Below are 22,816 nucleotides of genomic sequence, written 5' to 3'. Positions count from 1 at the left end.
GGGCGGGGATCAGGGACATGACCGCTTGGTGTCGTTCTCCGCGGTGACACGCGCGGTCTCCGCGAGCGCGGTGAACCGGCCGGCGAGGGAGGCGATGACCTCGGGCCTGAGCCGGTAATAGGTGAACCGGCCGCATGGCTCGGTGTCCACGACCCCCGCCTCCCGCAGCACCCTCAGATGGTTGGACAGGTTGGTCTGCGTGGCCCCCGTCTCCTCGATCAGGTGCGTGCTGCACAGCGTCTCCTCGGCGAGCAGGGTGACGATGCGGAGGCGGAGCGGGTCGGCGAGAACCCGCAACAGATCAGTGTCGACTGACGTCATCATGGGCTGATAGTTTCACATCATCTGAAGCTGATATCAGCTTCAGATGATTTCTTGGACCCGCATCCTCACCGCACATCCCGGCGCACCCGCACGGCCCGCTCGATCACTTACGAAGGAAGAACCGATGTCCTCCAGCCCGCTCGCCTCCGTGCTGTTCGTCTGTGTCCACAACGCCGGGCGCTCGCAGATGGCCGCCGGATTCCTGAGTCACCTCGCGGGCGACCGGATCGAGGTCCGCTCCGCCGGCTCGATCCCGGGCGACCAGGTCAACCCTGCCGCCGTCGAGGCCATGAAGGAGGCCGGCGTCGATATCGCCGACGCCGAGCCGAGGATCCTCACCACCGAGGCGGTCCAGGCCTCCGACTTCGTCATCACCATGGGCTGCGGCGACGCCTGCCCGGTCTTCCCCGGCAAGAAGTACCTCGACTGGGACCTGGAGGACCCGGCCGGCAAGGGCGTCGACTCCGTCCGCCCCATCCGTGACGAGATCAGGAGCCGCGTCGAGGCGCTGATCGCCGAGATCGACGCCGCCCAGGAAGCATGACGCCGCCAAGTGATGGTCATACGGGACCAGTTGTCGGGATGGGCGGCTGGTCGGGTTTCTCCGTGACCGGGACTCCCACCGCGGCCGGAGCGAGTTCCCACCGCCCGGTGGCGTGGTCCCAGTGGATCAGACCGAGATCGGCGAACTGATCGAGCCAGCCGTTCATCGGCCACCAGCCCCAGCGGCGCTGGAAGACGGCGGCGTTGCGCAGGATGTCGCGGAGATGCTGCACCGGCGGAGTGGAGGTCGGGTGGTACTGGTGGAAGGCCGGCGCGCCTCCCACCCAGATGAGGCGTGTGCCTGCTGCGCGGGCACGCTGGCCGAAGTCGGTGTCTTCGCCGCCGTACCCCTCGTATTCGTCGCAGAACCCGCCGATGGTGTGCCAGGTGTCCGCGGTCAGGGCGAAGGACAGCGACCAGAACAGTGTGTGGTCCCTGCCCTCAATGATCTCGCCGGGTGCTGGTGAGGGGCGCCCGGCGTGGGGTGCGGCGAGGGCGTGGAGGTCGCTCAGGCGGTAGCCGCTGGGGCCGGGTGGGGGCAGGTAGGCGACGGTGCCACAGAGCAGTGAGTGGCGGTGGGCAGGGTCACTCGCCACCTGGACGCAGCGTTCCAGCAGTCGTTCGCCGGGGACGCAGTCGACGTCCAGGAAGACGAGCAGTTCGGCGCCGTCCTGGAGGGCGCGGGCGGCGCCGAGGTTGCGGGCGCGAGCCAGGGGCAGGTTCCCCTCGTTCACCGGGCAGTCGATGACCGTCGCGGCAGGGTCCCGGTCGGCGAGGACGGTGCGCAGGTGCGGGTCGTCCATGGCGACGACCACGTACTGGTCCGGGGGGTACGAGCTCGCGGCGAGTCCGGCTTGCTGGAGGCTGAGATGCCGGTGCCGGCCGGCGGCGAGGGTGATCACTGCGGTACGCATCAGAGGCCGCTCTCCCAGGAGGCGGCGTGGGCAAGGGCAGCCGCGGCCCGGGCGCCGCCGTCGCCGGGTGCCCACCGTGTCCAGCCGTCCCCGCCGAGCGCACGGGCCCGGCCCAGTAGGGCAGGCCATTCCTCGGCGTCGGGCCAGCCGTGGGTGACGACGGCCAGGCGGCCGCGGGCAAGGGCACGTCCCGTGGCGGTCTGTTCGCCGAAGGGCCGCTCCTGAGGGACGACCACCGCCGGTCGTCGGGCGGCGGCGCACTCGGCGAGAGCGTTCTGGCCGGCGTGGGTGATCACGACGTCGGCCGCGCACAGAGCGGGCCACGGGTCGGCCGCCCATCCGCCGTCCGGGCCGCCCAGCGTCGTCCACCGCCAGGCCGGTGTGGCTTCCTGCGCGGCTTTCACCTCTCCGGGCGAGATGTCGGTCCCGCCGGACCCCAGCAGCAGGAGCGCCCGCCGGGGGCGGGTCCCGCTCGTGGGTTCACCGGCCGGTGGGAGGAGGGGACGGCCGTCGAAGCGGGAGAAGGCTCCGGTGTGCACTGTCTTGGCGTACCAGCGCTCCGGCCAGCCGGGCTCGGGCAGTGAGGCGGGCCAGGGGGCGATGAGCAGGTCGGCCAGGTCGTAGGCCATCTGGTGCGGGGGGTCGGTGCGCTCGCCCCGCATGGCCGCCACCGCGGTGGGAACGCCCAGGAGCCGTGCGAGCAGGGCCACTTCGACGGAGACGTCGGACACCAGGAGACGAGGGGCGGCGGTGGCGATCCATTGGGCGATCGCCGCCATGCGTCCGCGGAACCCGCTGTGCCGCAGGGGTGCCCAGTGCAGATGGCCGCCGGCCCTCACGTCGCGGAAGGCCGCCGGGTCGCCGTCGTCGTCCGCGGGCAGACGGACCCAGTCGCCGGGCCAGTCGTCGGGCGCGGGCAGGCTGGACAGGCCGGTCACCGGGAAGGGGCAGTGCGCGGCGATGGTCCGGACGCGGTTGAGGTGGCCGCTGCCCTGGTGGTGGACGTAGTAGCCGATCATGCCGCGACCTGCCGGTAGAAGGTCTCGTAGCTGCGGGTCATGACGTCCATGGAGCAGAAGGTCTCGGCGTGGTGTCTGGCGGCGGCGCGGGAGAGGCCGATCGTCGGCTCGACGACTTTCGCCAGCGCCATGCAGTCACCAGGGGCCACGAGGCGGGCGCAGTCGGGGGTGACGATTTCCGGCAGTGCTCCTCGCGCGAAGCCGCAGACCGGTGTGCCACAGGCCAGGGCCTCGGCGATCACGAGTCCGTAGGGTTCGTCCCAGCAGGGAGTGACGACAGCTGCCGCTGAGGAGCCGACCAGGTCGCACAGCTCGGGTTGGGACATGTGACCCGCGTAGATGATCGAACGGTTCAGGCGCGGCCGGATACACGTCTCGAAGTACTCCGTGTCCCCCACGGGCCCCGCGATGCGCAGCTTTCGGCCGGCGATCTGTGCGGCCTCGATCGCCAAATGGGTGCCCTTTTCCGGCACGATCCGTCCGGACCAGACCAGATCCTCGCCGCCAGGTCCTGGTTGCCAGCGCTGGGTGTCGATGCCGTTGCGTACGACGGTGGCGACGGGTACGACATGGCGCCAGGCCGCGGCGGTGTGGTCGCTGACCGCGCTGAAGTGCACCGGGCAGTGCGCCGCGGCCTGGACCGCCGATTCGAGCCAGGGCGTGGGCGGGGTGTGCAAGGTGGTGACGACGGGGACGGAGAGCGCGGCGGCCATCGCCACCGGCAGATAGTGCAGGCTGTTGTTGTGCACGATGTCGTACCGCTCGGGCCCGTGCGCAAGGCCGAGCATCAACTGCAGGTAGGCGTGGTGTTCCTGCACCCAGTGCGCGGCCAGCATGCTCGGGTCCTGACGGGCGGCCTCGCTGATCCGGACAGGCCTCAACGGCATCTCCACCACCCCCAGCGCCGGGTCGGAACCCGGCCCGGCGAAGATGGTGACCTCGTGCCCACGAGTGCGCAGGGCCTTCGACAACGTCCAGGTGTGCGCTTCGAGGCCGCCGGCGAAGGGGTCGCGGATCGGGTGGCGGGCGGAGGCGATGAGAGCGATCCGCAGGGGGGTACGTGCGGACAGCGGGGTGGCCGACTCGGTGGGCATCACAGCAGACTCGCGTAGAGGAGTGCGTGCTCTTCTGCGAGCTGGAGGCGTTCCGCCTCGCGTTGTGCGGGGTCGGCCCGCCAGGCGGGGCGCTTCTCGTAAGCGGTGAGCACCGCCTCCCGTAGCGATGCCTCGTCCAGTCCCAGCCGGTCGTGCCCGTAGCTGAGGCACGGTCGTTGCTGAGGGTAATACCCGCAGGACGGGGCGAGGACGACGGTCCCCAGGTCGTGGCAGGCTTCCAGCCATCCGGAATGGGTGCCGAAGCGGTAGGGCAGCACGGACACATCCAGACCGATCAGGTAGTCCCACAGATCGTCGTCGTCGAAGTAGTCGTGGACGCTCAGCTCCAGCCGCCTCGCGCGGTCCAGCTCGCGCAGTTCCTCCAGCACGCCGGGCGCGTACCAGTGGCTGGCGGGGTCGTCGATCTCCGGGTGGCAGTCCACGCGCAGTACCGCGTCGGGCAGTTCCGCCAGCGCGTCCGCCAGCACTCTGGTGACCGGCAAGGGGTCCATGTTGGGGCGGATGCTCTTGGCGTGCAGGCCGACCGTGAAGGTGTCTCGTCGGGGACGTGGCCGAACCAGTTGAGCTGGTTCGACCACGTGTGGGTGGGGTAGCACCAGCGCGGTGCGTCCCCAGCGCGCCTCGATCTCGGCCGCTGCTCCCGGGGTGAGGGTGATGAGCCGGTCCGCCGCGGGGACGAGCACGTCGAGCTGCGCCTGGTGCTCACTTTCGTCGTGGTGGTGGGGATTGACGAGGTCGTGAACGGTGTAGACGAGCGGTTTGCCGTGACGGCGCAGCGCGTCGACGAGTTCCCGCAGGGATGAAGGGGACTGAGCGTCGAAGCCGAAGTGCACATGGAAGACGTCGAAGGTGCCGGCGTGCTTTTCGACCCAGTCCGGATCGAGCATGACCGGAGGCCACCACTGCTGCGATCCGCTCGGCGCTCCGCAGGGGCGGGGGTCGGCCAGGCGGACCACGCGGTCACCGTTGGGCGGGGACAGATGGCGCACGTAGACGTGCCCGGCGGGAACCGAGGCGACTCGGATGATGCCGTCGGGGCCGGACATCGGGCTTGCTTCCGAGCTCGACCGGGGCGCGTGGGCACGCGTTCCATCCGGCTCGGGCTGCCGGGGCTGCGAACGAGGGGTGTCGGACAACGGTTCGTCCTCCCTGTGCTGAACGGGCTGCGCTACGCCTGCGCCGGCTGGCGCTTCGGGGGCTGCATACGCGCGGTTTCCCGCCCCTTTGCTCCGCAGGGACCATCTTGCCTCTGGGAGGCGGAGTGCCCCCGTCCGGTTGATCCATTCAGGCTCTCCGGAAAGTTCCGGTATCCGGATTCACGCAGCCACACTCCGGAACACCGGCCGGTCGGCCAGCGTGCTCGTCATCAAGACCACCGCCTGCCGGCTCACGCCCGAGGTTCAACTTCCGTCGATGCGGCGTAGGTCGTCTTCGTCCCAGGTGCGGGTGTCGCGCGGCTGGGTGTAGGGCTCGGCCTGGGGTGGGTGTCCGCCGGCGATGGCTCGCTGACGTACGGCCTCCGCGTCGAACTCGAGGCCGAGGAGGATCGCCAGATTGCTGATCCACAGCCACACCAGGAAGACGACGACGCCGGCCATGGTGCCGTAGGTCTTGTTGTAGGAGGCGAAGTTCGCGACGTAGATCGCGAAGCCGGCCGAGGCGATCATCCAGATGAGCAGGGCCATGAAACTGCCCGGCGTGATCCACTTGAAGCCCTTGACCTTGGCGTTGGGGCAGGCCCAGTACAGGATCGCGATCATGATGGTGACCAGTACGACCAGGACGGGCCATTTGGCGATCGACCACACCGTCAGCGCGGTGTCCCCGATGCCCAGAGCCTGCCCCGCCTGGCGGGCGATGCCTCCGGTGAAGACCACGATCAGTGCGCAGAGGACGGCCAGCACCAGGAGCACCACGGTCACCGCGACGCGGATCGGGAGGATCTTCCATACCGGTCGCCCCTCGGGCATGTCGTAGACGGCGTTCGCGGCGCGGATGAAGGCCGCGACATAGCCCGACGCCGACCACACCGCCACCACCAGACCGATGACGGCCACGAGGGAGCCGACGCCCGCGTTGCCCTGCAGCTGTTCCACGGCTTGGGTGAGGATGTCGCGGGCCGAACCAGGGGTGAGCTGCGTGAGGTTGTCCAGCACCTTGTCCGTGGTCGACTTACCGGTGAGGCCCAGCAGGGAGACGAGGACCAGCAGGGCCGGGAAGAGCGCGAGCACCCCGTAGTACGTGAGCGCCGCCGCCCGGTCGGTCAGCTCATCGTCCTTGAACTCCTTCAGGCTTCCCTTGAGGACCCGGCCCCAGGCGGGCCCCGGGAGTTGGGTCGGGGCATCCGGGGCGGCGTCCTCCACGTCCCGGCCGGGGCCCGCCTCGTCCGGTGCGGGCGAGTCGGCGCCGGGATCCTCGCCACTGCCCTGGCGGTCTTTTCGTCCCGAAAAATGTAGCTTTGCCATACGTTCTGAGTAGCCCATCGCCGAGATCTCAATCACCGGTCAGGCAGATGCTTCAGCACTGCGAGGGGCGCCGGGAGCGCCGTCGGCGCCCTGCCGCTGCGCCGGTCAGCCGGGCCAGGTGCCGGTCATGCGACGGGTGGCGACCGCGCCGCCCCGGTCGACAGCGGCCTTGACCCCGGCGAATATCGCGCCCTGAATGATCGCGGCAACCAGTACCTCGGTCCAGCTACGGCCCTCATCAGTGGCATCGGGGGCGTCTTCGTCGTGCCCGAGTACCTTCCACGCCTGTTTGAACGCCGCGCCGGCCAGCATGCCGCTGACCGCGCCGAGAGCGAGGCCGACCGGCTTGTAAGCGATCTTCGATGCCTTCACGGTTTCATCTCCTTCGTCGGTTCTCTGAGCTGTATGGACACGGCGACGCTGCACGAACACGGAGACGCCCCCGCCGCGAGGATGAGGCCGGGGGCCAACTCCTTCGTGTACCGAGCGTCACCGGTGGGCCGGTCAGCGGCCGAGGGCCTTGGCCAGTTCGTTCTTGTTCATGGACGAACGGCCGTCGATGTTGCGCTTCTTGGCCTCCGCGTACAGCTGGTCCTTCGTCGGCCCCTGCGAACCGCGGTGAGAACGCTCACCACCGCGCTGGGAGGCGGATTTCGGGTCCTTCGTGGAGGTCTTGCTCGCCGTCTTGGACTCTCCCGCGCGGGCGCGTTCCTTGTTCACCGTGCGTGCCGCGATTTCCTTCGCCCGGCCCTCCGAGGTGCCGCGCTTCTCGGCGCCCTCCTTGATGTGCTCGTACTGACGCTCACGCTTCGCGTTCGAACCCCTAGGCATGGAAACTCTCCTTCCATTCGGCGACCTCGGGCCGCTCTGTCAGGACGATCACCATTCGCGTACCCGCATACCGCCTCCCGTCACGGCACGCCGGGAGTCTTTTCCTCCGAATCCGCCGGAGCGGCGACGAGCCCCTCGGGGAGCGTGTGCCGGAGGCGGCTGGAGCGTGTCCCAGGTCGTTACTGTCCCCCGCCGGAAAGGTGATCGACGGCTTCCCGAACGCTACAGATCGCGGCACGGATCGGATTCCGCGCCGTGGCTTTCGAGAGGGGGCGTCGGCCGTATCGGAGCTGGATCGACGCGCAGCAGGGCAGCCGGTACGTCCAGTTTCCGGCCCGTCGTGTACGCGCGGACGTAGTCCTTGTCGCCGAGGGCTGTCCGGATGCGCGTACTCCACGCGTGGATGTGCGGGTCCGTGTGGTCGTGGGCGCCGCGGAGGCGGGCGGCGGCGCCGAGTACGACGGCCGCGTCGAGGTGACGCCCGTGCAGTTCCGCGAGGCCGGCGACGGTCACCGCCACGGTCGCGACGACGGGCAGATCCCGGCTGTTGACCGCCGCCGCGTATGCCTGGTCCAGTGCGCGTGCGGCGCCGGGCTCGTCGGCGAGTCGGAGGCAGAGTTCGGCCCGTACTGTCGCGATCAGGGCCCGGCCGTGGTCGCCGTCGAGCGAGGGCCGGCCGACGAGCCCGGATTCGGCCGACTCGATCAGCCGGCGAGCGCGGTCCACGTCGCCCGTTTGTATGAACAGCCGGGCCTCTCGGGCGTCGAGCAGGATGGCCATCCCGGGCGAGGTGGAACGCAGCGCGCGTTCTCGCGTCGCGGCGATCAGTTCGCTCGCCTGTGCGGTCCGGCCGAGTCGCACCAGAAGGTCGTACTGGCGCAGGTCGATGAAGATCTCGTCGCTGAGGCTGAGCGCCCCGAACTCGCCCGCCAGCCGTTTGGCCGCCTTCAGGTCGTCCAGTGCGCCGTCGAGGTCGCCGTCGTACTGACGGAGGAGGGAGCGCAGCGGCAGCGCCGTGGCCAGGGCCCAGTGGTCGCCGACCCGGGTGAAGCATTCCAGGGCCGCGGACGCGTCGACGCGCGCCTGGTCGAGGTCGCCCTCGTTCTCGGCAGCGTGTGCGCGAGAGATGTGGGCGTACCCGGCCAGCCACCTGTCCGGGCCTCGGGTCAGGCGCTCGATGGTCGCCGCGCTCTTCCCTGTCCCTCGCAGGAGTGCGAGTTTGACGGTGAGGAGTGCGCCGCCGAAGCCGGGCAGTCGGGAGTCGTCCGGCATACGGTCGGTCAGGGTTCGCAGCTCCTCGCCTCCTTCCTTGAGGGAGCCGCTGAACACCGCGCTCTGGCCGGCTCGGGAGCTGAGCAGCAGAAGCCCGGCGGCGATCTCGCGCTCGATGCCCGGCTCGGTGATCTCGGGCTCGATTCCCGGCTGATCGCTCGGCAGTGCGAGAGCCTGCCTGAGCCAGTGGGCGGCGTCGTCGTGCAGGCCGAGCATGTTCCAGTACCAGGTCAGGCCGAGGGCCAGCGTGATCGCCGCGTCGGCGTCGCCGGTCCGGGTGAGGTGACGCAGGGCGGCGAGCACGTTGTCGTGCTCGGTGCGCAGGACGTGGAGGGCGTGGAGCTGCTCGGGGCCGCGGGTCAGGGGGTCGTAGTGGGCCACCAGGTCGGCGCAGTATCGGGCGGCCAGGTCACGCACGCCGGTCAGGGTGTTCTGCTCGGCCAGCATCTCCAGGCCGTATTCCCGGATCGTCTCCAGCATCCGGTACCGACCGGTGCCGGGCACGAGTTGCAGCAGCGACCGGTCCACCAGGTCCGCGAGGAGCTGCGGGATGTCGCGGACCGGCACGGTGGTTTTGCCGCACAGCGCGGCAGCCGAAGCCGGCGTGACGCCTCCGGGCAGGAGCGCGATCCGCTCCGCGACCGTACGGGCGTCACCGGGGAGCAGGTCCCAGCTCCAGGCGATGACCCCGCGCAGCGTGCGGTGGCGTGGGAAGGCGGTGCGGCTGCCGGAGGTGAGCAGCCGGAACCGGTCGGACAGCCCGTCGGCCAGGTCGCTCAGCGCGAGCGTGCGCAGGCGGGCCGCGGCCAGTTCGAGTGCGAGCGGCAGGCCGTCCAGGCCGCGCACGATGCGCAGCACGTCCGCGAGGTTGTGCTCGTCGACGTCGAACGCGGGGCGCACGGCGGCGGCCCGCTCGGTGAACAGGCGCACCGATGGCGCGAGGCGGGCCTGTCGAAGGTCCGCGTCCGTATCGGGAAGAGCCAGCGGGCCCAGGGGTACCAGTGCCTCACCGTCGATCGCCAGTGGTTCTCGGCTGGTGGCCAGTACGCGCAGTCCGGCGCAGCGGGCGAGCAGCGCCGAGAGCAGGTGCGCCGCCGTGTCGATCACGTGCTCGCAGTTGTCGACGACGAGCAGGCTTTCACGGGCGTCGAGCTGGTCCGCCAGCGCGTCGAGTTCGTCGGCGGGGTCGCTGCGCAGCCTTGCCGAGGCGTCGAACAGGGCGGAGCCGCGTAGGCCGATCGCGGCCAGCAGGGCGCCGCCGACCTTGCCCGGGTCGGTGACCGAGCCGAGGTCGATCAGCCAGGCACCGTCGCGGTACGCGTCGCGGTGACGGCGGGCGGCCTCGATGGCCAGGCGTGTCTTGCCTGCGCCGCCGGGACCGAGCACGGTGACGAGCCGTCCCGACGCCAGGAGATTGTCGATCCGGGCCAGGTCGTCGGCACGGCCGATGAAGCTGGTCATCGGTACGGGCAGATTGCCCGGCCGCTTTCGGGCGCCGTCGGCCGGAGTGACGGCGGGCGGAGTGACGGCGGGCGGAGGCTGTTCGACTCGCAGCAGACGCAGGTGGCGTTCACGGAGTGCGGCGCCCGGATCGGTACCGAACTCTTCGGCCAGCGTCTCGCGGAACTGTTCGTAGCGGGCCAGGGCCTCGGCCTGGCGCCCCTCGGCGGCGAGCGCGTCCAGGACCAGCGCGACACCGCGTTCGAACAGAGGGTGCTGGGACAGCAGGCCGGTCAGGCGGGTGGCCGCCTGCCTCGCGTTCCCGAGGGCCAGTTCGGCTTCGGCGAGGTCGGCGACGGCCTCGGTCGAGGCGTGGGCCAGTCGGGTCGCGGTGGCGGGCTCCACCGCGACAACGGCGGGTGGCGCGGCGCCCGGGTGCTCGCTCCACAGAGCGACGGCTTCGTCGAGCAGAGCTGCCGCGCTGTGCGGGTCGCCCGCGCGCAGACGCTCCCGGCCCGCCGCGGCGAGCTCCTCGAAGCGCAGCGCGTCCACGTCGGACGCGGCCACGTCCAGCCGGTAGCCGCCCGCGGCCTGCGTGACCGCGGCAGAGGAGCCGAGCGCCCGGCGTAGTCGCGACACGAGCGCCTGCAGGGCATGGGCGGGACCGGCAGGAGGGTTCTCGGGCCAGATCGTGTCGACGAGGGTGCGCGGGGCGACGGCACGCCCACCGGCGAGCGCAAGACGTACCACCAGCGCTTGGAGACGGGCCCCCGGCACAGGCAGGTCACGGTCACCACGAGCTGCCTGGAACGTGCCGAGCAACGTGATGCGGAGCCGCGCGTCCCCAACCATGGGGCGATCTTCGCGCGAGCGCGGGCGTAGAGCCAAATGGGCGCCCGGTCGCGGTGCCGCCATCGCCGTACCACCACCGTCGAACCATTACCGCCGTGCCGCCACCGCCGAACCACCACCGCCGTGCCGCCGCCTTACGGCAGTACCGCCCCAATAGCCACAACCCGCCCCAGCCCGCTCCACCCCGCTTCAGTCCGCCCCAGCCCGCTTCAGCCCGCCACGAATTGGAAGCCGTCGGCTGTGCGGACAGCACCGACCTGCCCGTGCGCACGCCGGTTGATCCGCATGAGCCTCGTGTCAGCGCCGTGTGCGTCCCGTGTGAGCGGTCCTCGCCAGTCTGTGCGGGGAGCGGCCGACACCACGAGCGGCCGCGATGACGCGGGGACCGCCCGCGCCCGGGAACGGAGAGACGCGATGACTGAGATCACCGGCAACACGGCCGCAGGCAGGGGCCGTACCACGGAGGATGCCTGGGTGCGGACGTGGGCGGCCGCACCCCACGCACCGATCGAGGCGTTCGGACCCCTTCCCTCGTTCGCCGACACGACCCTGCGCCAAGTGGTGCGCATCAGCGGGGGCGGGCGCCAGGTGCGCCTGCGCCTCACCAACGAGTACGGCACCGAGCCCTTGATCATCGGGGCGGCGCAGCTCGCCCTCGCCGCGCCCGACGGCAGTATCCGGCCGGGCAGCGAGCGGGTGCTGACCTTCGCCGGAAAGCCGGGTACCACCGTCCCGGCCGGCGCGCCGATGCTCTGCGACCCGATCGAGCTGCCCCTGCCCGCCCTGTCCGAGCTGGCCATCAGCCTCTACCTGCCCGACGCGGTCAAAAGCCCCACCTGTCATGCCATGGGCGTACAGACGTCTTGGAGCATCTCGGGCAACGCCGTCGCCGCCCCCACCCTCCCCGCGGAGGCAACGTCCCTGCCGTTGCAGGCCTTTGTCTCCGCGCTCGACGTGCTCCCCGAGGGTCCGGCCGGCGCAGTCGCGGTCATCGGCGACTCCAACACCGACTGCTCCGGCACCACCCCGGACGCCAACCGACGCTGGACGGACCGCCTGGCCGAGCGCCTCGCCGAGCGGAACGGACGCACGACCCACGTCTCCAATCAGGGGATCAGCGGAAACCGGATGCTGAACGCGGGCCTGGGCGAAGCGGTGTTGGCCCGCTTCGATCGTGACGTGCTGGCCACCCCGGGACTCGGCCACGTCGTCATCGCCATCGGGCTCGGCGACATCGGCGTCTCCTGTGCGCCCCGGGACGGCAGCGGCCCGCCGGACGACTTCCTGGCCATGTTCCCCGGCGCGCCGGTGACGGCCGACGACCTCATCGGCGGCTACGTCCAGCTGATCGCCCGGGGCCGTGCCCGCGGGGTGCGGGTCTACGGCGCCACCCTCACGCCTTACGAGGGCGACGAGATCTTCACGCCCGAAGGCGAGCGCGTACGCCGGACGGTCAACGAGTGGATCCGCACGAGCGGCGCCTTCGACGCGGTCCTCGACTTCGACGCCGTCTGGCGCGACCCGGCCCACCCCACCCGTATCCGTGCCGGATTCCACGCGGGTGACCACCTGCACGGCAGCGACGCGGGCTGCCGGGTCCTGGGCGACTCGATCGACCTGACGCTGTTCCGGTGACGCCCGCCCAGGTATCAGTGATCGTCGAAGTGAAGGGAAAATCCTGTGCATGACGTAGTGATCGTGGGAGCGGGCCCCGTCGGACTGCTGCTGGCCTGTGAGCTCGGGCTCGCGGGCTGCGACGTCCTGGTCCTGGAGCAGGAGCCGCGGACGGGCATCCCATGGAAGGCGCTTCCGCTCGGAATGCGGGGCCTGTCCGCCGCGTCGGTCGAGGTGTTCCACCGCCGCGGGATGCTGCGGCCACTGCTGACCGCGTCCGGTGTCGACAGCTACGGCGGTGCCGATCCGGAGGCGACGGTGGCACCGGCGCCACGCAGCGTGAGCCACTTCGCCGGCATGATGCTCGACCCGGCCGACATCGACGCCGACGCCCTGCCGTACCGGCTTCCCAGCCCCGTGCTGGAGGGCGTGATGACCAGTCTCGAAGCGGTTGAGACCGTCCTGGCCGATCGGGCGGCCGAGGTCGGGGTGGAGATTCGCCGCGGGCGGCAGGTCACGGGGCTGCGGCAGGATGCGGACGGCGTCCTCGTACAGGCGGGGAAGGACGAGTACGCGGCACGCTGGCTCGTCGGTTGCGACGGGGGACGCAGCTCGGTGCGCGGTCTCGCGGGCTTCGAATTCACCGGCACCCAACCGCTGTTCACCGGCTACACCATGCTCGCCGACGTCGCCGACCCCCACGAACTGCGGCCCGGGTTCACCCTGACACCGACCGGCATGTACCTGCGGATGCCCACGCCTGGGCACATCGGCATGCTGGACTGCGATGGCGGCGCCTTCGACCGGTCGGAGCGACCAACCCTCGATCACCTGCAGACGGTGCTGCGCCGTGTGTCCGGCACCGATGTGACCCTGAACGACGTCCAGTTCGTCTCCACGTTCACCGACCGGGCGATGCAGACCGTCTCCTACCGCCAGGGGCGCGTCCTGCTGGCCGGAGACGCCGCGCACATCCACTCGCCTCTCGGCGCGCAGGGGCTCAACACCGGCATCGCTGACGCCGTCAATCTGGGATGGAAGCTCGCGGCGACCGTCCACGGGTACGCCCACGAAGGGCTGCTTGACTCCTACACGCGAGAACGCCATCCGGTCGGCGCCCGGATTCTCGACTGGACGCGCGCCCAGAGCGCGGTCATGAGGCCGGACCCGCACGCCCAGGCCATCCAGGCCCTGGTCCGCGACGTGCTCGGCACCCGGGACGGAACCACCTACGTCTACAACAGGACCTCGGGCTCCTCCCACCGCTACGACCTGGGCGGCACGCACCCCCTGGTCGGCCGCAACGCCCCCGATTTCCGTTTCACGGACGGAACGCGGCTCAGCGACCTCATGCGGGACGGGCACGGCATCGCCGTCGACTTCACCGCGGACCGACGGCTCGCCGGTGCGACGGCCGGCCGCGAGGACCTGATCCGGCACGTGTCGAAACCGGCCGTCGACGAACTGGGCTGCGGCGCCCTGCTCGTCCGCCCCGACGGCGTCGTCGCCTGGGCGGACGGTCTCGATCCCGACCACGCGGGCTTCGAGCACGCCGCCGCCCGGTGGTTCGGCAGCGCTTCCGTGTAGTGGGGCTTCGGCCTGGTGGTGCTTGGGCGGGGTGTCGGTCGGCCCAGAGCTGAGCAGGGGCTTTCCGTCCGGCGGAAGTCCTGTTGCCGGGGTGGAGGCGGCGCCGCCATGGTGTTTCTGACACGACGTCGACGATGACGGGACGCTCTCATGCCGCACACCACCGCCTTCGCCAGGAACCAGTGGTACGTCGCCGCCTACTCCCACGAGGTGGGGCGCGAGTTGCTCGGGCGGACCGTTCTCGGGGAGCCGCTCGTCTTCTACCGGAGCGAGGAGGACGGGACGGCTGTCGCGCTGGCCGACCGGTGTGTGCACCGGCGGTACCCGCTCTCGGAGAGCCGGCTCGACGGGGACCGGATCGTGTGCGGCTACCACGGGTTCACGTACGACATGACGGGCACCTGCGTCTACGTGCCGGGGCAGAAACGGATACCGCGGACCGCCCGCGTCGCGTCCTTCCCGCTGGTCGAGCAGGACTCCCTGATCTGGGTCTGGATCGGCGACCCGGCACTCGCCGACGCCGGGATGATCCCGCGCGCCCGCCACCTCGACTCCCCCGGCTGGGTCACCGTCCGCGGGATGGAACCCATCGACGCCGACTACGGCCTCCTCGTGGACAACCTCCTCGACCTCTCCCACGAGACCTATCTGCACGGCGGATACATCGGCACGCCCGAGGTCGCCGAGACGCCGATCAGCACGGAGGTCGACGAGGGCGCGGGCATCGTGCGGGTCAGCCGGCACATGGACGACGCCGAATGCCCGCCGTTCTACGCCCGTTCGACCGGCATCGAGGGCCGGATCACGCGCTGGCAGGACATCGAGTACTTCGCGCCCTGTCTGTATCTGCTGCACAGCCGGGTCGCGCCGGTCGGTGTGGTGCCCGAGCCGGACGGCAGCGACCCGAACGCGTTCCACACCGAGATCACCTACGCGATCACGCCGTCCGGCGACGGCCACGTCTACGACTTCTGGGCGGTCTCACGGGACTTCGCACCCGATGACAGCGAAGTCACCCAGTTCCTGCACGACTTCAACCACACAGTGGTCATGCAGGACGTCGACGCGCTCAACCTGCTGCAACGGACGCTCGGTTCGGAGCGGAGCGGCTACCAGGAACTGAGCATCAACATCGACACCGGCGGTCTCGCGGCCCGCCGTATCCTCGCCCGGCTCGTCGAGGAGGGTGACAAGCCCGTGGAGAAGGTACTGTGACCAGCCCCACCGGCGAGATCTACCGCGTCGACTGGCTCCCGGGCACGGACGTCCTGCACGGCACCTGCCACTGCGGCGCCGAGCACACCGCAGAGGACCCGATCGCCATGTGGGAGTGGATGCTCGCCCACCCCGAGGGCCACGAGCCGTGCGGGCAGGAGCCCCGAGGACATCGGTCATGATCCCGTACGAAGCCGAACTCGTCGTGGAGCGGATGGAGTCGGCCGCCGAGAACGTGGTCGCCCTCACTCTCCGGCACCCTCTCGGCGAGGAACTCCCCGGCTGGGAGCCGGGCGCCCACATCGACGTGCTGCTCAGGCCGGGGCTTGAGCGGCAGTACTCCCTGTGCGGCGATCCGGCCGACCGTCGCACCTGGCGGATCGCCGTGCTGCGGGAGCCGGCCGGACGCGGCGGATCAGCGCATGTGCACGGGGAGTTGAGCGAGGGTGACAAGGTGCGGGTGCGCGGGCCGCGCAACAACTTCGCGCTCCAGGCCGCCCCGCGCTACCGGTTCGTCGCGGGCGGAATCGGCATCACACCCATCCTGCCGATGCTGGCCGCGGCGCAGGCCGCGGGCGCGGAGTGGACGCTGTTGTACGGCGGACGCACGCGTGGATCCATGGCGTTCACAGGCGAGTTGGCCCGGTACGGCGACCGGGTGACGATCGCCCCGCAGGACGAGACCGGTCTGCTGGACCTGACCGCGCTCGACGCCCCCGGCACGCTCGTCTACTGCTGCGGGCCCGGTCCCCTGCTGGACGCGGTCGAGGAGCGGTGCCCTCCCGCGCTGCTGCGGGTCGAGCGCTTTCAGCCGAAGGTCCAGGAGAGCGGCCCGGACGGCGAGTTCGAGGTGGAGCTGTCCCGGAGCGGGCGCACGCTGACCGTCCCCGCCGGTGTCTCCGTCCTGGACACCGTGCGGGCCGCGGGTGTCGAGGTGCTGTACTCCTGCACCGAGGGCACCTGCGGGACCTGCGAGACGGACGTGCTCGAAGGTGTCCCCGACCACCGGGACTCGGTGCTCGACGACGAGGAGCGGGAGGCGGGCGAGACCATGCTCATCTGCGTCTCTCGCTGTCGGGGGAAGCGGCTCGTGCTGGACCTGTGACCTTGAGGTCCGCCTCGATGCGGGCCACCGTCGCGAGCAGATGGGGCAGCAGGTCGCGCCGTACCGACTCCACCGAGTTGCGACTCGCGTGCACCGGGATGTTAACGGCCGCCACGACCTCGCCGTCCCGGTCCCGTACCGGGGCGGCGACCGAGCGCAGCCCTTCCTCCAGTTCCTGGTCGACGATGGCGTACCCCTGCCGTCGTACCCGCCGGAGTTCCGTCCTGAGCGGCTCGGCCGAGACGATCGTGCGTGCCGTCAGGGGCCGGAGTTCGGCGCGGGCCAGCCGGGCGTCGATCTCCTCGTCCGGCAGATGGGCCAGCATCACCCGCCCCACGGAGGTCACTTGGGCCGGGAAGCGGGTGCCGACGGTGATCGTGGCGGTCATGATGCGGCTGGTGGGGACGCGCGCCACGTACACGATGTCGTCGCCGTCGAGGACGCAGAGCGAGGACGACTCCCGTACCCGCTCGACGAGTTGCTCCAGATGGGGTTCGGCGAGGTCGGCCAGTGTGAAGCCGGAGAGGTAGGAGTAGCCGAGCTCCAGGACCCGCGGGGTGAGCCGGAACATCCGGCCGTCCGTGTGCACGTATCCGAGATCGAGGAGTGTCAGCAGGAAGCGGCGGGCCGCCGCACGGGTCAGGTCGCAGGCGCGCGCGACCTCACTGAGCGTCAGTTGCGGGTGTTCCGCGTCGAATGCGCGGATGACGGCCAGGCCTCGTTCGAAGGACCGGACGAAGTGGGGCGCGCGGACTGCTGCAGGCATCGTCGCCTCCAGGTTGACGGCCGGTGTGCGCCTTCCGCGCACGCCATGAACTCGGTACGCATGAACTCGGTTCGGTAACTGTCAACAATATTGTCAGCGAAAGGGATTGACCCCGTCGTGCAGGGGTCCTACTTTCCCGCTGAGCACTATTGTGCGGTGTGCGCACAGCCTGTCGGAACACTCTCGTCTGCACAGGAGGAGTCAATGCGTCGTCTGTTCGCCGGTCTCGCGGTCGGAGCCCTGCTGGTGGCCGCCTCGGCCTGCGGTTCGTCCGACGACTCCTCGGAGTCCTCGGACAGCAACTCGTCGTCCGGCGGCACCACCACGGTCAAGGTCGGGGTCATTCCCATCGTCGATGTCGCGCCCATCTACCTCGGCCAGAAGAAGGGCTTCTTCAGCAAGCGCGGCCTGAAGCTCGAACTGACCACCGCTCAGGGCGGCGCGGCCATCGTGCCCGGGGTGGTCAGCGGCCAGTTCCAGTTCGGTTTCTCCAACATGACCTCGCTGATGATCGCCCAGTCCCAGAACGTGCCCGTCAAGGCGGTCGTCAACGGCATCTCCTCAACGGGCGTCGAGGGCAAGGACTTCGGCGCCCTCACGGTGAAGAAGGACAGCCCCATCAAGTCCGCCGGGGAGCTGGAGGGCAAGAAGGTCGCCGTCAACACCCTCAAGAACATCAACGAGACCGCGGTGCGCGAGTCGGTGCGCAAGGCCGGCGGCGATCCGTCCAAGGTGCAGTTCGTCGAGCTGGCCTTCGACCAGATGCCCGCGGCCCTCGACAGCGGACAGATCGACGCCGCGATGGTCGTCGAGCCCGCACTCGCCACCGTGAAGAGCCAGGGCGCGGTCGAGATCGCCTCGTCACTGGTCGACGTGGCCAAGGACCTCACGGTCGCCATGTACTTCACGTCGGCCCAGTACGAGCAGCAGAACCCCGAGTTGGTGAAGAAGTTCCAGGAGGCCACCGCGGAGTCGCTCGCCTACGCCGACGCCCACCCGGACGAGGCACGGGAGATCGTGACCACGTACACCAAGATCCCGGCGGCGGTGCTGGCGAACGTGGTCCTGCCGAAGTGGCCGGCCGAGGCGAACCGCGCCTCGATCGAGGCGCTGGCGAAGCTGGGCGATGAGGACGGGCTCTTCAAGACGGCCCCTGACCTGGACAAGCTGCTTCCGTGAAGGGACTGAACGCCGCACTGGGTGCGGCCGGGCTCGCGGCCTTCCTCGCCCTGGGCGAGGCGGTGCCGCGGCTCGGCCTCGTCAAGGAGGAGTACTTCCCGCCGACCAGCCGCATCGCCGAAGCGCTCTGGAAGGAGCTCGACGACGAGGCGTTCTGGACGGCGCTGGAGGACACCCTCACCGGCTGGGCGCTGGGGCTGCTGATCGCGGTGATCGCCGGGATCCTCGCGGGCGTCCTGATCTCGGTGGTGCCGCATCTGCGCGAAGTCACCGCGTCCACCATCGAGTTCCTCCGTCCTATCCCCTCCGTCGCGCTGATCCCGCTCGCCGTCCTCCTGTACGGCACCGAACTCCGCTCCGTCCTCCTCCTCGTCGTCTACGCCTCCTTCTGGCAGGTCCTCATCCAGGTGCTGTACGGCGTCCAGGACGTCGACCCGGTCGCGGAGGAGACCGCGCGCTCCTACGGCCTCGACGCCTGGGCACGGACCCGCCATGTGCTCTGGCCCTCGGCCCTGCCGTACGTCATGACGGGTGTCCGGCTGGCCGCCGCGGTCGCCCTCATCCTCACCGTGACCGCCGAACTGGTCATCGGGGCACCGGGGTTGGGCAAGAACATCGGGGTCGCCCAGGCTTCCCAGGCCGTCCCCGAGATGTACGCCCTGCTGGTGGTCACCGGTCTGCTGGGCCTGCTGATCAACGTGGGTGCCCGAACCGTCGAGCGACGGGCGCTGGCCTGGCACCAGTCGGTGCGCGGAGAGGTGGCGGTGTGATGCGCGTCCTGCTGAGGTCGGTCTACGTCCTCGCGCTGCCCGCGGCCCTCGTCGTCGTCTGGTGGCTCGCGTCCGACGGGAGCACCGACCCCTTCTGGCCGCCGCTGCGCACGATCCTGGAGACCTTCCCGGACGTCTGGACGCGCGACCGGCTGCGCGCCGACGTGCTTCCCAGCGCGCTACGGCTCCTCGCGGGCTACGCCTCGGCGGCCGTCGTCGGTGTGGCGGTGGGCACGGTCATCGGCTCCTACCGGCGTGTACGGGCCTTCTGCGAACCGGTTCTCGAGTTCCTGCGCGCGGTACCGCCGCCCGTGCTGGTCCCGGTCATCATGCTGTTCGCGGGCATCGGCGACACCATGAAGATCGCGGTCATCGCGAGCGGCTGTGTCTGGCCGATCCTGCTCAACACCGTCGAGGGCGTCCGGGCCGTCGACTCCGTGATGTCGGAGACGGCGCGTTCCTACGGCGTCACGGGCGCCGCCCGGCTGCGCAGCGTGGTCCTGCCCGCGGCGAGCCCGCAGATCTTCGCCGGCCTGCGTCAGGCACTGTCCATCGGCATCATCCTGATGGTCATCAGCGAGATGTTCGCGGCCAGCAACGGCATCGGCTTCACCATCGTCCAGTTCCAACGCGGCTTCGCGATCCCCGACATGTGGACGGGGATCCTGGTTCTGGGTCTGCTCGGCTTTCTGCTCTCGGTCGTCTTCCAGTCGGTGGAGCGCCGGGTGCTCGGCTGGTACCACGGGCTGCGCGCGTCCTCCCGGCGGTCCCCGTGAAACTCACGAAAGGGCGGTCCATGCTCGACGTACGCGGCCTGAACAGGGTCTACGAGGGTTCCGGTCGCCGGGTCGAGGCGGTACGGGACCTCACCTTCACCGTGGAGGCGGGTGAACTGGTCTGCCTGGTGGGCCCGTCGGGCTGCGGCAAGACGACGCTGCTGAAGTGCATGGCCGGGCTGCTCACCCCGACCGCGGGCGAGGTGTCACTGGGCGGCAACCGGGTCACCGGCCCGCCGCCCGGGATGGCGTTCGTGTTCCAGGAGTACGGGCGCAGTCTGTTCCCCTGGATGCGGGTCGGCGAGAACGTCGAACTCCCGCTGAAGCAGAAGCGGTTGACCAAGGTGCGGCGCAAGGAGTTGGTCGCCGACGCGCTGGAGTCGGTCGGGCTCGCGGACGCGGCGGACGCATACCCCTGGCAGCTCTCCGGCGGTATGCAGCAGCGCGTCGCCATCGCCCGTGCGCTCGCCTACGAGCCCGACGTCCTGCTGATGGACGAGCCGTTCGCGGCGGTCGACGCACAGACGCGCGCCGACCTGGAGGACCTGGTGCGCGGGCTGTGGCGGCAGCGCGGGATCACGATCCTGTTCGTCACCCACGACATCGACGAGGCCGTCTACCTGGGCGAGCGGGTACTGATCCTCTCCGCCTCCCCCACCGTCGTACAGGAGCAGTTGAAGGTGGATCTCCCGGACGAGCGGGACCAGTTGCACACCCGGGTCGCCCCGCGCTTCGCCGAACTGCGGACCCATGTGTACGAACAGATCCAGGCGGCGAAGCGCGGGACTCCCCTCGACCTCACGAAAGATACGCCTCCACCTCACTGAGCTGGCCGGCCGGCCAGCCCGTGTTGCCGGTGACGCTGACGCGCAGGTGGCGCAGGTTCGTGCCGCTCGGCAGGGCCACCGTGACCGTGTTCCCGGTGGCCGGGTCGAAGCGGTAGCCCGTCGGGGCGACGACCGTCGAGTACGCCGAGCCGTCCGTGCTTCCCTGCACGGACAGGGTCTGGGTGCGGGCGCCCCAGGCCGCGGCCGGCGGCAGCTTCAGAACGACACGGCGGACGGCCCGGTTCGACCCGAGGTCGACCGTCAGGGCCTGTGGGAAGGCGTTGTTGGTGGACTCCCAGTAGGTGTTCGCGTCGCCGTCGACGGCCTTGCCCGGTGTGTAGACGTCCACCGAGCCGGTGGCCGTGGCGGCACGGCCCTGGGCCAGGTTGCCGGTCGGGTCGGGGTCCGGATTTCCGGACCCGGGCTGCGGCCACGCGGAGCAGTTGGACCAGGTGCTGTCCCAGCCGGAGTTGCCGCCGCCGTTGGTGAGGGTGAAGGTGCCGCTGGGGTAGGGGCAGTTGTAGACGCCCGCGGCGCCCACTCCGGAGGCCTGGACGTTGCTGAACCTCGCCGCGCCCTGGGTCTCGGCCTGGACGACGACGGTGCCGACCCTGTTGACCGTCGCGCCGGTCACGTTCACGTTGTTCGTCGCGTAGCCGCGTCCGCCGCCCGACACGAACTCGAAGGCGCTGTACGGACTGTCGGTGATCGTCGTGTTGGTGATGTTGACCGTCGCGTTGATCGCGCTGTCGTAGGAGTCGACGCGCAACGCGCCCATCGGGTGGCCCCAGTTGGGGTTCATCGCGCCGGCGCGGACGAGCGTGTTCCCGTCGACCGTGATGGTGCCGGCCAGCGGGGAGAAGGGGTCGAGGAACTTCTGGTTGGAGATCGCGATGCCGCTGCCGAGGGCGTTGGTGTCGGAGACCAGGTTGTTCCGCACCGCGATGTCGGTGCCGCCGTAGATCGCTATGCCGTTGGCCAGGTTCGGCTGCGAGATGGTGTTGTTGTCGAAACTGCTGTTGGTGTCCGGTGAGTTGAGCGACCACATGGCGAGCGAGTCGTCGCCCTGGTTGCGCAGGAAGTTGTTGCGGACGCGGACACCGTGCGCGTTCCCGTTCAGGTTGAGGCCGTCGGCGGTGGTGTCGAGGATGCGGTTGTTCTCGACGACAAGGTTGTCATTGTTCCCCGTCAGCCAGAGGCCGACCTTGAGGTGCTGGATCCACATGCCGGAGACCGTGGAGTTCGGGCCCAGGGAGCCGTTGACGAAGTTGTCCGGGCTGGAGTCGACGCGCTCGGTGACCTCGCCGATGACCGCGAAGTCCCGCAGGCGGACACTCCCGGACGAACTGCTCTGGTCGATGAAGCGCGAGGTGCGCACGACGGAGTACCAGCTGCCCGCGCCCTGGAGGGTGACGTTCTGGACGCCGCTGAGCGAGGACGTGATCCGGTAGTCGCCCGGCGGGATCCACACCACTCCCCCCTGGGCGGCGGCGATCGCGTCGCGGAAGGCCTGGGTCGAGTCGCCCTGCCCGCTGGGGTCGGCGCCCCTGTCGGTGACGGACACCGAGCCCGCGGGTCTGGCGGCTGCCGCCGCGACCTGCTCGAAGTCGGCGACGTCCACGGTGACCTGGGTCGTGGTGGCCTGGAAGGCGACCTTGTCGCCCGCCTGCACGTTCTGGCCGAGGAGCAGCCGGGCGTTGTCGTAGAAGTGGTGGGTCCTGGCGCCGGCGATCCAGGAGGTGTCCACGTAGGAGTACTTGGAGGTGACGGCGAGGGTCCTGGCGAGCTTGACCCCGTTCACGTACACGTCCAGCGTGCCGGACTGGCCGTCCGGGACGCTGTAGGAGACGTTCACGGCGTTGGCCGCGCGGGGGACGGTGAACTCGACGCGCTGGCCGGCGTTCAGGCGTACGGCCTGTCGTCCGGAGGCCTCGGAGGCGAGGCTGCCCTGCGTGTAATCGGGCCCGATCCTGGCGCCCGTGGAGGTGGCCGCCTCGGCCTCGACCGAGGTGAAGGGCAGGGTCGCTCCCGCCGCGGCTACCGCGGAGTGGGCCGTGGTGGCGCTGAGCATGCCCGCGGTGAGGGCGACGGCCACGGCGGCTGCCGCCGTAATCGCCGGCATGCGCCTGACAGATCTGGACATTGCTGATCCCTTTCGTGTGGGGGTGCCGGGATAGCGGAGTGGAGCGGCGGCCTGGCTGC

General features: G+C 70.3%; 21 protein-coding genes. 10 read left to right on the top strand and 11 right to left on the bottom strand.

The features are described 5' to 3' along the window. Positions 1-9: 9 nt before the first annotated feature. The gene (locus ACIP79_RS33120; RefSeq protein WP_401229184.1) at positions 10-324 is read right to left on the bottom strand and encodes an ArsR/SmtB family transcription factor; all 315 of its coding nucleotides are present in this window, start codon (positions 322-324) and stop codon (positions 10-12) included. 124 nt (positions 325-448) lie between these two features. On the opposite strand from ACIP79_RS33120, the gene ACIP79_RS33115 reads away from it, so the two are divergent. Beyond that, a complete protein-coding gene (locus tag ACIP79_RS33115) occupies positions 449-868 on the top strand; it encodes an arsenate reductase ArsC (protein WP_401229182.1) in 420 nt (139 codons plus the stop codon). Positions 869-884: 16 nt separating this feature from the next. Here the strand turns inward: ACIP79_RS33115 and ACIP79_RS33110 are convergent, their stop codons facing one another. From ACIP79_RS33110 to ACIP79_RS33075, 8 genes are all read right to left on the bottom strand, one after another. After that, entirely contained in the window at positions 885-1,781 is an 897-nt protein-coding gene (locus ACIP79_RS33110) for a glycosyltransferase family 2 protein (protein ID WP_401229179.1), read from the bottom strand. Next, positions 1,781-2,800 carry a glycosyltransferase gene (locus ACIP79_RS33105; RefSeq protein WP_401229177.1) on the bottom strand — a complete coding sequence of 340 codons (1,020 nt, stop codon included), beginning with the start codon at positions 2,798-2,800 and terminating at the stop codon, positions 1,781-1,783. The genes ACIP79_RS33110 and ACIP79_RS33105 overlap by 1 nt, the downstream gene beginning before the upstream one ends. Further along, a complete protein-coding gene (locus ACIP79_RS33100) occupies positions 2,797-3,894 on the bottom strand; it encodes a glycosyltransferase (RefSeq protein WP_401229174.1) in 1,098 nt (365 codons plus the stop codon). The genes ACIP79_RS33105 and ACIP79_RS33100 overlap by 4 nt, the downstream gene beginning before the upstream one ends. Then, positions 3,894-4,961 carry a glycosyltransferase family 1 protein gene (locus ACIP79_RS33095; RefSeq protein ID WP_401229171.1) on the bottom strand — a complete coding sequence of 356 codons (1,068 nt, stop codon included), beginning with the start codon at positions 4,959-4,961 and terminating at the stop codon, positions 3,894-3,896. The genes ACIP79_RS33100 and ACIP79_RS33095 overlap by 1 nt, the downstream gene beginning before the upstream one ends. 354 nt (positions 4,962-5,315) lie before the next feature. Then, positions 5,316-6,380: a YihY/virulence factor BrkB family protein gene (locus tag ACIP79_RS33090; RefSeq protein WP_401229169.1), complete on the bottom strand. Its 1,065-nt coding sequence runs from the start codon at positions 6,378-6,380 to the stop codon at positions 5,316-5,318. A gap of 105 nt (positions 6,381-6,485) precedes the next feature. Next, positions 6,486-6,752 (bottom strand): DUF4235 domain-containing protein, encoded by a 267-nt coding sequence (locus ACIP79_RS33085; RefSeq protein WP_401229166.1) that lies wholly within the window; start codon positions 6,750-6,752, stop codon positions 6,486-6,488. Positions 6,753-6,884: 132 nt separating this feature from the next. Then, positions 6,885-7,211 (bottom strand): plasmid stabilization protein, encoded by a 327-nt coding sequence (locus tag ACIP79_RS33080; protein ID WP_401229163.1) that lies wholly within the window; start codon positions 7,209-7,211, stop codon positions 6,885-6,887. 222 nt (positions 7,212-7,433) lie between these two features. Next, the gene (locus tag ACIP79_RS33075) at positions 7,434-10,775 is read right to left on the bottom strand and encodes an AfsR/SARP family transcriptional regulator (protein WP_401229161.1); all 3,342 of its coding nucleotides are present in this window, start codon (positions 10,773-10,775) and stop codon (positions 7,434-7,436) included. A 414-nt stretch (positions 10,776-11,189) separates the two neighbouring features. On the opposite strand from ACIP79_RS33075, the gene ACIP79_RS33070 reads away from it, so the two are divergent. The 5 genes from ACIP79_RS33070 (at position 11,190) to ACIP79_RS33050 (ending at position 16,296) form a co-directional block, all read left to right on the top strand. Next, a complete protein-coding gene (locus ACIP79_RS33070; protein WP_401229158.1) occupies positions 11,190-12,410 on the top strand; it encodes an SGNH/GDSL hydrolase family protein in 1,221 nt (406 codons plus the stop codon). A gap of 45 nt (positions 12,411-12,455) precedes the next feature. After that, on the top strand, positions 12,456-13,976 hold the full coding sequence (locus ACIP79_RS33065) for an FAD-dependent monooxygenase (protein ID WP_401229157.1): 1,521 nt from the start codon (positions 12,456-12,458) through the stop codon (positions 13,974-13,976). A gap of 150 nt (positions 13,977-14,126) precedes the next feature. After that, on the top strand, positions 14,127-15,191 hold the full coding sequence (locus tag ACIP79_RS33060) for a Rieske 2Fe-2S domain-containing protein (RefSeq protein ID WP_401229155.1): 1,065 nt from the start codon (positions 14,127-14,129) through the stop codon (positions 15,189-15,191). Beyond that, on the top strand, positions 15,188-15,373 hold the full coding sequence (locus ACIP79_RS33055) for a hypothetical protein (protein WP_401229153.1): 186 nt from the start codon (positions 15,188-15,190) through the stop codon (positions 15,371-15,373). The genes ACIP79_RS33060 and ACIP79_RS33055 overlap by 4 nt, the downstream gene beginning before the upstream one ends. Beyond that, positions 15,370-16,296, top strand: a complete 927-nt coding sequence (locus ACIP79_RS33050) for a PDR/VanB family oxidoreductase (RefSeq protein ID WP_401229150.1) — start codon at positions 15,370-15,372, stop codon at positions 16,294-16,296. The genes ACIP79_RS33055 and ACIP79_RS33050 overlap by 4 nt, the downstream gene beginning before the upstream one ends. Here ACIP79_RS33050 and ACIP79_RS33045 read toward each other — a convergent pair. Beyond that, entirely contained in the window at positions 16,247-17,062 is an 816-nt protein-coding gene (locus ACIP79_RS33045) for an IclR family transcriptional regulator C-terminal domain-containing protein (RefSeq protein ID WP_401229147.1), read from the bottom strand. The genes ACIP79_RS33050 and ACIP79_RS33045 overlap by 50 nt on opposite strands. Before the next feature lie 204 nt (positions 17,063-17,266). Here ACIP79_RS33045 and ACIP79_RS33040 point away from each other — a divergent pair, with 204 nt between their 5' ends. From ACIP79_RS33040 to ACIP79_RS33025, 4 genes are read left to right on the top strand one after another with little or no spacing between them, the layout of a single operon-like run. Further along, the gene (locus ACIP79_RS33040) at positions 17,267-18,241 is read left to right on the top strand and encodes an ABC transporter substrate-binding protein (RefSeq protein ID WP_401229145.1); all 975 of its coding nucleotides are present in this window, start codon (positions 17,267-17,269) and stop codon (positions 18,239-18,241) included. Next, the gene (locus ACIP79_RS33035) at positions 18,238-19,011 is read left to right on the top strand and encodes an ABC transporter permease (protein WP_383684426.1); all 774 of its coding nucleotides are present in this window, start codon (positions 18,238-18,240) and stop codon (positions 19,009-19,011) included. The genes ACIP79_RS33040 and ACIP79_RS33035 overlap by 4 nt, the downstream gene beginning before the upstream one ends. Beyond that, positions 19,011-19,787, top strand: a complete 777-nt coding sequence (locus ACIP79_RS33030; protein ID WP_383684428.1) for an ABC transporter permease — start codon at positions 19,011-19,013, stop codon at positions 19,785-19,787. Before ACIP79_RS33035 ends, ACIP79_RS33030 begins: the two co-directional genes overlap by 1 nt. A 20-nt stretch (positions 19,788-19,807) precedes the next feature. Then, positions 19,808-20,614, top strand: coding sequence for an ABC transporter ATP-binding protein (locus ACIP79_RS33025; RefSeq protein ID WP_401229142.1), 807 nt, complete (start codon positions 19,808-19,810; stop codon positions 20,612-20,614). On the opposite strand, the gene ACIP79_RS33020 is transcribed toward ACIP79_RS33025, so the two are convergent. Then, positions 20,586-22,757: a discoidin domain-containing protein gene (locus tag ACIP79_RS33020; RefSeq protein ID WP_401229140.1), complete on the bottom strand. Its 2,172-nt coding sequence runs from the start codon at positions 22,755-22,757 to the stop codon at positions 20,586-20,588. The genes ACIP79_RS33025 and ACIP79_RS33020 overlap by 29 nt on opposite strands. Positions 22,758-22,816: the final 59 nt, after the last annotated feature.

The organism is Streptomyces sp. NPDC088747 (genome assembly GCF_044751025.1).
Classification (GTDB): Bacteria; Actinomycetota; Actinomycetes; order Streptomycetales; family Streptomycetaceae; genus Streptomyces.
This window is presented reverse-complemented; position numbering and strand designations above follow the sequence as displayed.

Coding starts and splice junctions, on each gene's coding strand:
- ACIP79_RS33110 (WP_401229179.1), bottom strand. CDS start 1,781: ATGCGTACCGCAGTGATCACCCTCGCCGCCGGCCGGCACCGGCATCTC.
- ACIP79_RS33025 (WP_401229142.1), top strand. CDS start 19,808: ATGCTCGACGTACGCGGCCTGAACAGGGTCTACGAGGGTTCCGGTCGC.
- ACIP79_RS33105 (WP_401229177.1), bottom strand. CDS start 2,800: ATGATCGGCTACTACGTCCACCACCAGGGCAGCGGCCACCTCAACCGC.
- ACIP79_RS33115 (WP_401229182.1), top strand. CDS start 449: ATGTCCTCCAGCCCGCTCGCCTCCGTGCTGTTCGTCTGTGTCCACAAC.
- ACIP79_RS33060 (WP_401229155.1), top strand. CDS start 14,127: ATGCCGCACACCACCGCCTTCGCCAGGAACCAGTGGTACGTCGCCGCC.
- ACIP79_RS33050 (WP_401229150.1), top strand. CDS start 15,370: ATGATCCCGTACGAAGCCGAACTCGTCGTGGAGCGGATGGAGTCGGCC.
- ACIP79_RS33045 (WP_401229147.1), bottom strand. CDS start 17,062: ATGCCTGCAGCAGTCCGCGCGCCCCACTTCGTCCGGTCCTTCGAACGA.
- ACIP79_RS33100 (WP_401229174.1), bottom strand. CDS start 3,894: ATGCCCACCGAGTCGGCCACCCCGCTGTCCGCACGTACCCCCCTGCGG.
- ACIP79_RS33075 (WP_401229161.1), bottom strand. CDS start 10,775: ATGGTTGGGGACGCGCGGCTCCGCATCACGTTGCTCGGCACGTTCCAG.
- ACIP79_RS33030 (WP_383684428.1), top strand. CDS start 19,011: ATGCGCGTCCTGCTGAGGTCGGTCTACGTCCTCGCGCTGCCCGCGGCC.
- ACIP79_RS33080 (WP_401229163.1), bottom strand. CDS start 7,211: ATGCCTAGGGGTTCGAACGCGAAGCGTGAGCGTCAGTACGAGCACATC.
- ACIP79_RS33120 (WP_401229184.1), bottom strand. CDS start 324: ATGATGACGTCAGTCGACACTGATCTGTTGCGGGTTCTCGCCGACCCG.
- ACIP79_RS33040 (WP_401229145.1), top strand. CDS start 17,267: ATGCGTCGTCTGTTCGCCGGTCTCGCGGTCGGAGCCCTGCTGGTGGCC.
- ACIP79_RS33070 (WP_401229158.1), top strand. CDS start 11,190: ATGACTGAGATCACCGGCAACACGGCCGCAGGCAGGGGCCGTACCACG.
- ACIP79_RS33090 (WP_401229169.1), bottom strand. CDS start 6,380: ATGGCAAAGCTACATTTTTCGGGACGAAAAGACCGCCAGGGCAGTGGC.
- ACIP79_RS33095 (WP_401229171.1), bottom strand. CDS start 4,961: ATGTCCGGCCCCGACGGCATCATCCGAGTCGCCTCGGTTCCCGCCGGG.
- ACIP79_RS33020 (WP_401229140.1), bottom strand. CDS start 22,757: ATGTCCAGATCTGTCAGGCGCATGCCGGCGATTACGGCGGCAGCCGCC.